Annotated in this window: 7 protein-coding genes and 1 pseudogene; 2 read left to right on the forward strand and 6 right to left on the reverse strand. The window is 38.5% G+C overall.

Features of this window, described 5'->3' with window-relative positions; all coding sequences use genetic code 11:
- Positions 1-156: 156 nt before the first annotated feature.
- Entirely contained in the window at positions 157-405 is a 249-nt protein-coding gene (locus RWM06_RS06695) for a YneF family protein (RefSeq protein WP_000364990.1), read from the reverse strand.
- Positions 406-720: 315 nt separating this feature from the next.
- On the opposite strand from RWM06_RS06695, the gene RWM06_RS06700 reads away from it, so the two are divergent.
- A complete protein-coding gene (locus RWM06_RS06700; RefSeq protein ID WP_313970563.1) occupies positions 721-5733 on the forward strand; it encodes an SIALI-17 repeat-containing surface protein in 5013 nt (1670 codons plus the stop codon).
- Positions 5734-6053: 320 nt separating this feature from the next.
- Here the strand turns inward: RWM06_RS06700 and RWM06_RS06705 are convergent, their stop codons facing one another.
- The 4 genes from RWM06_RS06705 to RWM06_RS06720 all read right to left on the reverse strand — a co-directional run bounded on the left by RWM06_RS06705 (position 6054) and on the right by RWM06_RS06720 (position 10116).
- Positions 6054-6857, reverse strand: coding sequence for an ATP-binding cassette domain-containing protein (locus tag RWM06_RS06705; RefSeq protein WP_313970564.1), 804 nt, complete (start codon positions 6855-6857; stop codon positions 6054-6056).
- A gap of 12 nt (positions 6858-6869) precedes the next feature.
- Positions 6870-7763 (reverse strand): ABC transporter permease subunit, encoded by an 894-nt coding sequence (locus RWM06_RS06710; protein WP_313970565.1) that lies wholly within the window; start codon positions 7761-7763, stop codon positions 6870-6872.
- 11 nt (positions 7764-7774) lie between these two features.
- The gene (locus RWM06_RS06715; RefSeq protein ID WP_000869838.1) at positions 7775-8752 is read right to left on the reverse strand and encodes an ABC transporter substrate-binding protein; all 978 of its coding nucleotides are present in this window, start codon (positions 8750-8752) and stop codon (positions 7775-7777) included.
- A 488-nt stretch (positions 8753-9240) separates the two neighbouring features.
- Positions 9241-10116, reverse strand: coding sequence for a LysR family transcriptional regulator (locus RWM06_RS06720; protein WP_313970566.1), 876 nt, complete (start codon positions 10114-10116; stop codon positions 9241-9243).
- Positions 10117-10242: 126 nt separating this feature from the next.
- On the opposite strand from RWM06_RS06720, the gene RWM06_RS06725 reads away from it, so the two are divergent.
- A complete protein-coding gene (locus RWM06_RS06725; RefSeq protein WP_313970567.1) occupies positions 10243-10758 on the forward strand; it encodes a YbhB/YbcL family Raf kinase inhibitor-like protein in 516 nt (171 codons plus the stop codon).
- 354 nt (positions 10759-11112) lie between these two features.
- Here the strand turns inward: RWM06_RS06725 and RWM06_RS06730 are convergent.
- A pseudogene (locus tag RWM06_RS06730) lies at positions 11113-11348 on the reverse strand (peptide ABC transporter ATP-binding protein); the annotation flags it as partial.

Below are 11348 nucleotides of genomic sequence, written 5' to 3' on the forward strand. Positions count from 1 at the left end.
TACCGTTCCTTATGAACTGAATAATGACAGCCTAATCAACAACTATCTCTCTTAATCATAATCAAATATCAATAGAATGCAAGGAAAAAGTCTCATCCCTAAACCATAACCAACATAGTGAGAAGTCTGGAACTTTCATCCCAGACTTTTCCTTATTTATTTTTTCTTTTTATTGTTAGCAAGGGCTGCTTTTTGTTGGCGGATGATTTGGTGGTACACTTGTTGTACCTTGGCTTCGCTTGGTTTTTGACCATTTGCACTCAAAAGAGTACGAACTGCTTCAGCATTCAAACGTGGGTTGTCAGCGAATTCTTTTTCGATTTGCTTACGAACCAAGTACATTCCTCCAAGAGCTCCTCCTAGAAAAGCTAGCACAATCAATACAATTGCTAAAAGTAAATCCATCATTTTTCTCCTGTTTCTTTTTGAGTCTCTTTCATTATACCACAAACTAGCCACCCTGACCAGTTTGTTTTACGCTTTCAAGACGATACCAATACATAGTCGCCTTATACACTCGCATCTTTGACTACTTGTTTAACCAGTTTCCAGTCACATTATATAAAACTATAACTTCATATGAAAATCTCTTGCTTTCTCTGTTTTTATTTGTTATATTAAAATGGTACAAATAAAATCGATCCATATCAGACTGTAAATAGGGCATTATATTTTTTTAAGAAAAAATGAAAGCGCTTTTAATTAATGAAGGAGGTTTCTATGGAAAAAATTTGGAGGGAGAAATCCTGTCGCTACAGTATTCGAAAGCTAACAGTCGGCACAGCTTCTGTTTTGCTTGGTGCGGTTTTTCTAGCTAGTCATACCGTCTCTGCTGATACTACTGAAGTAAAGCAAAACGAGGCTACACTGGAGAAAACTACAGCTAAGACAGATACCGTTACGAAAACAACTGAATCAACCGAGCACACACAGCCAAGCGAAGCAATTGACCATTCAAAACCAGTTCTAGCTGATAATAGTGTTTCTGAAATCAAACCCACTGAGGCTAATGTTGCCTCTGCTACAACTAATCAAGCCAGTACTGAGGCTATTGTAAAACCTAATGAAAATAAGGAAACCGAAAAACAAGAACTACCTGTGACAGAACAAAGCAACTATCAGCTAAACTATGATCGACCAACAGCTCCTTCCTATGATGGATGGGAAAAACAAGCCCTTCCAGTTGGGAATGGTGAGATGGGGGCTAAGGTTTTTGGTCTCGTCGGCGAGGAGAGAATCCAATACAACGAAAAAACTCTTTGGTCAGGTGGACCGCGTCCCGACAGTACCGACTATAATGGAGGAAACTATCAGGAACGGTATAAAATTTTAGCAGAAATTCGTAAGGCTCTAGAGGATGGAGACCGCCAAAAAGCCAAACGATTAGCCGAGCGAAATCTAGTTGGTCCAAACAATTCCCAATATGGACGTTATTTAGCCTTTGGTGATGTATCCATGGTTTTCAATAACCAGAAAAAGGGGTTGGATACAGTAACAGATTATCACCGTGGTTTAGATATCTCAGAAGCCACTACAACCACTTCTTACACCCAAGATGGGACAACCTTCAAACGTGAAACCTTCTCCAGCTATCCTGATGATGTCACCGTGACCCACTTGACCCAAAAAGGAGACAAAAAACTTGATTTTACAGTTTGGAATAGCTTAACAGAAGATTTGCTTGCTAACGGAAACTACTCAGCGGAATATTCTAACTACAAAAGTGGCCATGTTACGACAGACCCAAATGGTATCCTACTAAAAGGTACAGTCAAAGATAATGGCCTCCGGTTCGCATCCTATCTAGGAATTAAAACGGACGGAAAAGTTACTGTTCATGAGGATAGTTTAACGGTCACAGGGGCTAGTTATGCTACGCTTTTACTCAGTGCCAAGACTAACTTTGCTCAAAATCCTAAAACCAACTATCGAAAAGACATTGACCTCGAAAAAACAGTTAAAGGGATTGTCGAAGCAGCTAAGGGCAAAGACTACGAGACACTTAAAAAGGACCATATCAAAGACTATCAAAGCCTCTTTAACCGCGTCAAACTAAACCTAGGTGGAAGCAAGACTGCTCAAACGACAAAAGAGGCCCTTCAGACCTATAACCCTAGCAAAGGGCAAAAACTGGAAGAACTCTTCTTCCAATACGGACGTTATTTATTGATTAGTTCATCTCGTGATCGGACAGATGCCCTTCCTGCCAACCTACAAGGAGTCTGGAATGCCGTAGACAATCCACCTTGGAACGCTGACTACCATCTCAATGTCAATTTGCAAATGAACTATTGGCCAGCCTACATGAGCAATCTAGCTGAAACAGCCAAGCCAATGATCAATTACATTGACGACATGCGCTATTATGGTCGTATCGCTGCCAAAGAATACGCTGGTATCGAATCCAAAGACGGACAAGAAAATGGTTGGCTAGTCCACACTCAAGCAACACCATTTGGCTGGACAACTCCTGGTTGGAATTACTATTGGGGTTGGTCTCCAGCTGCTAATGCCTGGATGATGCAGAACGTCTATGACTACTATAAATTCACCAAGGATGAAACTTATCTAAAAGAAAAGATTTATCCAATGCTCAAGGAAACAGCTAAGTTCTGGAATTCCTTCTTGCACTATGACCAGGCCAGCGACCGTTGGGTATCTTCTCCATCCTACTCACCAGAACACGGTACCATTACCATTGGAAATACCTTTGACCAATCACTAGTCTGGCAGCTATTTCATGACTACATGGAAGTCGCCAACCATCTGAATGTCGACAAAGACTTAGCCACAGAGGTCAAGGCTAAATTTGACAAACTAAAACCACTTCACATTAACAAAGAGGGACGTATCAAGGAATGGTACGAAGAAGACAGTCCACAATTCACTAATGAAGGCATTGAAAATAATCACCGCCACGTTTCCCATCTGGTAGGTCTCTTCCCAGGTACGCTCTTTAGCAAAGACCAGGCTGAATACTTAGAGGCTGCACGTGCTACCCTCAATCACCGCGGAGATGGTGGTACTGGTTGGTCTAAGGCCAATAAAATCAACCTCTGGGCTCGTCTCTTAGACGGTAACCGTGCCCATCGCCTGCTTGCTGAACAGCTCAAATATTCAACCCTAGAAAACCTTTGGGATACGCACGCACCTTTCCAAATCGATGGAAACTTTGGAGCAACCAGTGGAATTGCAGAAATGCTTCTTCAATCACACACTGGCTACATTGCACCATTGCCAGCCCTTCCAGATGCTTGGAAAGACGGTCAGGTTTCTGGTCTGGTTGCCCGTGGTAACTTTGAAGTAAGCATGAAGTGGAAAGATAAAAACCTGCAAAACCTGTCCTTCCTGGCAAATGTCGGTGGAGACCTAGTTGTAGATTATCCAAATATCGAAGCCAGCCAAATCAAGGTCAATGGCAAATCTGTCAAAGCAACTGTTCTTAAAGATGGCCGCATCCAACTAGCAACGCAAAAAGGTGATGTCATTACCTTTGAACATTTCCCTGGTCGTGTAACCAGTCTGACAGCAGTTAGACAAAATGGCGTCACTGCCGAACTCACCTTCAACCAAGTAGAAGGCGCTACCCACTATGTTATCCAAAGACAAGCGAAAGACGAATCTGGCCAAACCTCTGCAAGCAGAGAATTTGTAACCAATCAAACCCATTTTATCGACCGCTCACTCGATCCTCAACTCGCCTACACTTATACTGTTAAGGCTATACTGGGTAATGTTTCTACACAGGTATCCGAAAAGACCAATGTCGAAACCTATAACCAATTGATGGATGACCGTGATAGCCGAATCCAATACGGTTCTGCATTTGGAAACTGGGCAGACTCAGAATTATTTGGAGGAACAGAGAAGTTTGCCGACCTTTCACTAGGTCACTATACAGATAAAGATGCGACAGCAACCATTCCTTTCAATGGTGTTGGCATTGAAATCTATGGTCTCAAATCATCTCAATTGGGAATCGCTGAAGTCAAAATCGATGGTAAATCAGTCGGTGAACTGGACTTTTATACTGCAGGTGCAACTGAAAAAGGTAGCCTTATCGGTCGCTTCACAGGATTGTCAGATGGTGCTCATGTGATGACCATCACTGTAAAACAAGAGCATAAACACCGTGGCAGTGAACGTTCCAAAATTTCCTTAGACTACTTTAAAGTTTTACCTGGACAGGGAACAACTATTGAAAAAATGGATGACCGTGACTCTCGCATTCAATACGGATCTCAATTCAAAGATTGGAGCGATACTGAATTATATAAGAGCACAGAAAAATATGCGGACATCAATAACAGTGACCCAAGTACTGCTTCAGAAGCTCAGGCAACCATTCCATTTACTGGAACAGGTATTCGAATTTACGGACTTAAAACATCCGCTCTCGGAAAAGCTCTCGTGACACTAGATGGCAAAGAAATGTCAAGTCTAGACTTCTACACTGCTGGCCCTACCCAAAAGGCAACCTTAATTGGAGAATTTACTAATCTGACCGATGGCAATCATATTTTGACATTGAAAGTTGATCCAAATTCACCAGCAGGTCGCAAGAAAATTTCTCTAGATTCATTTGATGTGATTAAAGCTCCAGCTGTAAGCTTGGATAGTCCAAGTATCGCACCACTTAAGGCAGGGGATAAAAACATCTCTTTAACTCTTCCAGCTGGAGACTGGGAAGCCATCGCTGTGACCTTCCCAGGTATCAAAGATCCACTCGTTTTACGCAAGATAGACGATAATCATCTGGTTACGACTGGGGATCAGACTGTCTTATCAATCCAAGATAATCAGGTACAAATCCCTATCCCTGACGAAACCAATCGAAAAGTTGGAAATGCGATAGAAGCTTATTCTATCCAGGGAAATACAACAAGCAGTCCTGTAGTAGCTGTCTTTACCAAAAAGGATGAGAATCAGCAACCAACTTCAAGCAAGGGAGATGATCCTGCTCCTATTGTAGAAATTCCTGAATACACTAAACCTATCGGCACAGCAGGACTAGAGCAACCGCCTACTGTGGAAATACCTGAATACACCAAATCTATCGAGATAGGTAGAGAACAGAAAGCTCCTACAGTAGAAAGTCCCGATTATAGTAAACCTGGTGGAGATGATAGGCAAGAAAAAACATCGACTAGCAGTATTTCTGACTATAAACTGCGTATTCTGAAGGATGAAAAGACTGGCGTTGAGATTATTGGTAGAGCAACTGATTTAGCAGGAATTTCTCATCTCTCCAGTAAACGCGTATTAGCTCAAGAACTGTTTGGTAAGATATACGATGCTTATGATATTCAATTTAAAAATCCAAACAACCATAATATACAACCACAAAGAGCTGTTTTAGTTAGATTACCAATTACAGCCGATGTAGAAAATGTTTATTACCTAAGTCCAACTAAGGAATTGGAAGCACTTGATTTTACAGTTCGAGAAGGTAGGGCAGAATTTACCACTAGTCACTTTGGTACATATGCGGTAGTCTATCAATCTAGCCATTCTCAAGAAACTACACCAAACAAGACAATTGAAATCCCTTCAGAACCAACTTCACTAAACTTTGAACAGACTTCAACTACCGATAGTCCTACTCAGATGGAAAATACTCATTATAAAGAACAACTTCCAGAAACTGGTGAATCCTCAAATCCACTCCTCTTCTTAGCAGGACTGAGTGTAGTCTTAACATCAATTTTCTTATTAAAAAATAAGATAGATTAGATATATAAATTTTTAAGAATTACTTGGAGGGCTCATCCTATTCAAGTTCAATTCAAGTATGTTATACACCATTTCATCTACCATTTAACTGATATCTTTTAAGATAATATTCTAAACTACAAACCAGTCCTTTTGTCTTGAGGACTGGTTTTAACAATAGTGAGAACTCCTAGACAGAAACAGATTCTTCCAGATTTCTTTTACCTTGTATCAATTTAAATCAATACTAATGTCATACAGCAATTGACAAGTATCTGGTTAACAATGCTGTGTAAGCCATATTATAAACAGACTAAGACACCACATCTCAGCCTTTTTCTTTATCCTAAAACTAATTCATCACTGACTAGACTTTGGCCACTATTTTTCTGGAAGAGATGCATGAGGTCTTCAACTGTCAGATGCTTTTTCTCCTCTCCCTTGACATCCACCACTATCTTACCCTGATAGAGCATAATGAGACGATTGCCGTACTCAATCGCATGGTTCATATCGTGGGTAATCATCAAAGTAGTCAACTGATGGTGTTCCACAATCTTGTGCGTCAAGTTCATCACCATTTGACTTGTTTTCGGATCAAGTGCCGCAGTGTGTTCATCCAAAAGCAAAAGTTTGGGTTTCACCAGAGCTGCCATGACTAGGGTCAAGGCCTGTCTTTGTCCTCCTGAAAGGTATTGAGTATCCACTTTCAAGCGATTTTCAAGACCAATATTCAACTCTTTTAAGGCTTCTTGGAACTGGATTCTATCCTTCTCCTTCACGCCCCAACCAAGCCCTCTCTTTTGCCCACGTCTCAAGGCAATAGCCATATTCTCCTCAATCGTCAAACGCGAAGCGGTTCCCATCTTAGGATCCTGAAAAACACGGGCAATATCCTTGGCTCTCTTTCTGACACTCAGATTTTTAATGGATTTACCTGCCAATAAAAGATCCCCTTCGTCTACAGATAGATTGCCAGCCAAGATATTCATCAAAGTGGATTTGCCTGCTCCATTTCCACCGATTACAGAGATAAAATCTCCCTCTTCAACTTCTAAATCTAATCCTTTGAGGACATGGTTCTCATTGACTGTCCCTGCTTCAAATGTCTTGTGGATATTTTCAAGTGTTAACAAACTTGCCATAACTTTCTCCTCCTATTCATTTCTCAGTTTCAAACTACGAATCTTTAATCTCTTTTGCAATTCTGGTGCAAATAAAACCAAGGCTAACAAGATTGCATTAAAGAGACGAACCAGATTTTGATCTAGATTTGGAATCTCATAGATATTTAAAATAATCAAACGGTAAACAATAGCACCGATTCCGATAGATAACAAACGACCTCCAATAGTTAAATCGTGAATCAAAACTTCCGCAATAATCACTGCACTCAAACCAACAACGATAGTTCCTGTCCCAGAAGTTACATCCGAAAATCCATCATTTTGAGCAAACAAGGAACCACATAAGGCAATCAAACCGTTTGAAATCATGTAACCAACAATCTTCATGGTGTCTACATTGACCCCATTTGCCTCACTCATCGGAATATTGTCCCCAGTCGAACGCAAGACCAAGCCAATCTCTGTTTTCATCAAAAGGGTCAAGACCAAACAAACAAGTAAGAGACAGGCTAAACTGAGTGAGAAAACAGCTTCTTCAGTTGTCAGCCCTAAGCTCGCCAACTGTTTAAAGACAGTTGAAAAATCTCCCAAGGAAAGATTGGGCACGCTTCCCATGATTTTAATATTGATTGAATAAAGCCCTGTCAAGGTCACAATCCCTGTCAAGAGAGCTGGAATTTTCATCTTGGTGTGGAGCATTCCTGATACAAGACCTGCTACCATACCTGCCAGCAAAGCAAGTAAGGTCGCAATCCAAGGATTTGTCCCTGCCTGTATCTGAGATACGACGACAGCCGCCCCCAGTGGAAAGGCTCCTTCAGCAGTCATATCCGCAATATCCAAAATACGGAAAGTCAAGTAGACCCCAATGGCCATAATCGACCACAACAAACCTTCTGATAAACTAGATAACACAAAATTCATCTTAAACCTCCTTATTCCTTGCCTTCTAACTTACTGATATCAATTCCTAGTGCATCTGCCATTTCTTGATTGGTATGCAATTCCAGTTTTTCAGGCAACTCAACTGCTATATTTTCTGGCTTCTCACCTTTTAAGACACGAATCAGCATGCGAGCTGTCTGTCTTCCCAATTCTTCATAATTGGTTCCGTAGTTATACAAGCCACCCACAGCAATCATTTCTGTTGAACCACCGAATACTGGAACCTTGTGTTTAATAGAAACCTGCTTGACTGTTTCCATGGTTGACGAAATGATATTATCCGTTGGTACAAAAACCATATCCACTTCTGCCATCAAGCTCTCTGCTGCCGCCTTGACGTTGTTACTGTCCAAGATTGTTTTTTCAACAACGGTAAAGCCTTTTTCTTCTAGAAGACGCTTAGCTTCATCCTTTTGGACAACTGAGTTTGGCTCGCTCTGAGTATAGAGAATTCCAATTGTTTTAGCCTTTGGCAACACTTTCTTTATCAAATTGATTTGAGTTGAAATGGCATCTGATGACTGATCGCTTGTCCCAGTTACATTGCCCCCAGGATGCTCTCTTGACTCAACCAACTTGGCACTGACAGGATCTGTTACCGCTGAAAAGATAACAGGTGTCGTTTGTGTTGTATTGGCCAAACTCTGAGCAGAAGGCGTTGCGATAGCTAGAACAACATCACTAGATTCTGCTAGTTGCTGGGAAATGGTTTTTAGATTTCTCTGTTCTCCTTGTGCATTTTGCAAATCAATCTCAATATTTTTCCCCTCCACATAGCCTTGTTTAGCCAGCTCATCCACAAAGCCTTCTCTAGTAGCGTCTAGGGACTGGTGGGTAATAAATTGCGAAATACCGATACGAAACACATCTTTTTTCTTATCTGCCTTCAACTGATGTAGACTGATCAGAGAGGTCAAGAGGATACCCACTACCAAGAGAGGGGCTAGTAATTTTCGAACAACTTTCATAATGAAACTCCTTCTCAGAAAAGATAAAACAAAAAACCGCCTAGATACTATCTAAACGGATGCTTGAAATAATCTAACAAGTTACAACTTAGCTAGTCCATTTAGATATTCATCTATATGGACCACAATCAAAAATCTTAGCCACATAGATACAAACAAATTGCTTGAACTGTTTGTATCCATGGTGACATGTCTACAAACACTATCTAAAGTAGCTAAAGTAAAAGTTTTGATTCATAGTTACAGCTTGTCTCTTATTCATTTCTTTTTCTGCTTTCTTTTTTGATGTTTCCTATCTTACCACCTTTTTCATTAGCTGTCAAGAATATTTCAGAATTTTTTAAAATTTTTCGAAAATTCTTTCAAAGTTTTTCGATCTCTGTTTCAAACTCACAACAAAGTCAATCTAAACTCAGAAAGGATGATGCGAAATTTCAATTTTATACATTAACACTAGTTCCTAGATACACAAGTCATCTTTTTAAGAGTCAAAAATTTACTTTATTTTGTTCAAAAACAATAAATTCCTTAAATTTATTTTTGAAAAGTTCAATAACTTCCGAATTTTTTCTAGTCATTATGTAAGTAAAGGATAGTGGAATAGAAATTTCTTCTGGTATTCGAGTAGCAATATTAGGATTTAAGGTCATTTTAAGGTATAGAGGGAGATAAGAGATCCCTTGTCCCATTTCAATCAATTTCTCAGTTACTGTTATATCCTTTATAGAAACAAATTGAGATTCTGGAACAATTTCAGAAATTTCTTGTTTTACTTTATTCCAATAAACAGGATGATTATCTGATAAAATCTTATATTTTTGAAATAACTCCACCTCAGTTAGTTGAGAATCATTTTTGGGATAAAAAAGAGCAATTTTCCCCTCACAAATTTTTTCTGAATTAATCTTTGTAGTATAAGGTTCTTCCCTAGCTATCCCAATATCAAATTGATTATTTTCAATTTCTCGAGCAATATCATTTTGTAAAACGGTAATTGAAATACCTACAGATGGTTGTTCTTCAAAAAATTCTGGAAGAAATTTCGGTAACAGATAGGTAGCTATGTAAGGTGAAACTGCGATGTTTAAATGTGTTTCCAACTTTTTATTTTTTAACTGTATTTTTTTAATTCCATCTTCATATGTCGCAATTATTTTTTTTACGATAGGGATAAATTCTCGTCCTGTTGGAGTCAGAGTTAAATTTCTTCCAACTGTTTCAAATAAATTTACTTGCAAGTGTTTTTCGAGTTTTTTTATTTGCTGGTGAAGTGTTGGTTCCGTTAAAAATAATTCTTCGCTTGCTCTATGATAATTGAGGTGTTTAGATAATACTAAGAATGTATAATACCAATCTAAATTCATTATCTCCTCTCCTTCCTAAAATAATATTTAATGAATTATTAACTTTTTCCAAATTTTAAAAAGTTAGTATTTATTATATCATAGAATCAAGAATAATTTATTCGATTATACGAAAGGAGCAATATGATGAAAATTAATATACCTTTTAACCAGAACTTATTGCCTAAACGATTTGGAAAAGAAGCAGATTGTACCGACATTATTAAGGGGAATCCTATACGATCTTTCCTATTTGAAATTAGCGAATTACCAGAAGGAACAAAATATATAGCTATTACTTTAATTGATTATGATGCTATTCCAGTTTGTTCATTCCCTTGGATTCACTGGCTTGCTACGGATATAAAAGTTAAAAATAATACAGTCATTATTCCTGAAAATTACAGTCTAGATTATAAAGATTCTATTACGCAAGGGAAAAATAGTTTCGCAAGTCCTCTATTGGAAACTGATTTTTCTGAAATTGATTCTATGTTTGTTGGACCAACTCCTCCTGATAAAGATCATCGATATACGCTAGAAGTGTTCGCTCTAGCTACTAAAACAAATTTGAAAAATGGATTCTACTATAATGAACTATTAGATGCGCTCTCTTCAATTTCATTGGATAAAACTAGTACAGTTGTTATTGGTCAATTTTAAATAAAAAATATCGGATAAACGATTTTATAATACTTTGAAACAGATACAGACTATCAAATTCACTGATTTAACATACTCTAATTTCTAAAATGCTCTATACATACGTTTGAGACTATAGAAAAACTCAATTTTATACTCAATGAAAATCAAAGAGTATTAGGAGAAATTCATCAAATCTTTTACATAATAATAACGCATAATATCAAGCTAACCTACATCTGATATTATGCGTTTTTATCATTTTAAAATTTTTCGAAAATTCTTTCAGGATATTTGCAAAGCATTTTCAAATTAGCCCAACAAAAAAAGGTTTATAATTTCCACAAAATTAACATGGAAATTATAAAACCAATATTAGTTTAATCCTTGTTGATAACGTGCCAATTCAGCTTGGTTAGCCCAAACATAGTGACCTGGACGGATTTCAACCATAGACGGCTTATCAGTCTCATAGTCGTGTTGACTTGGGTCGTAAACCTTTAAGACCTTTTTGCGTTCCAAGATTGGATCTGGGATTGGTACTGCTGAAAGCAATGCTTGAGTATATGGATGAATTGGATTGTTAAACAATTCTTCTGTTTCTGCAACCT

This window comes from uncultured Streptococcus sp. (assembly GCF_963516575.1).
Lineage (GTDB): Bacteria > Bacillota > Bacilli > Lactobacillales > Streptococcaceae > Streptococcus.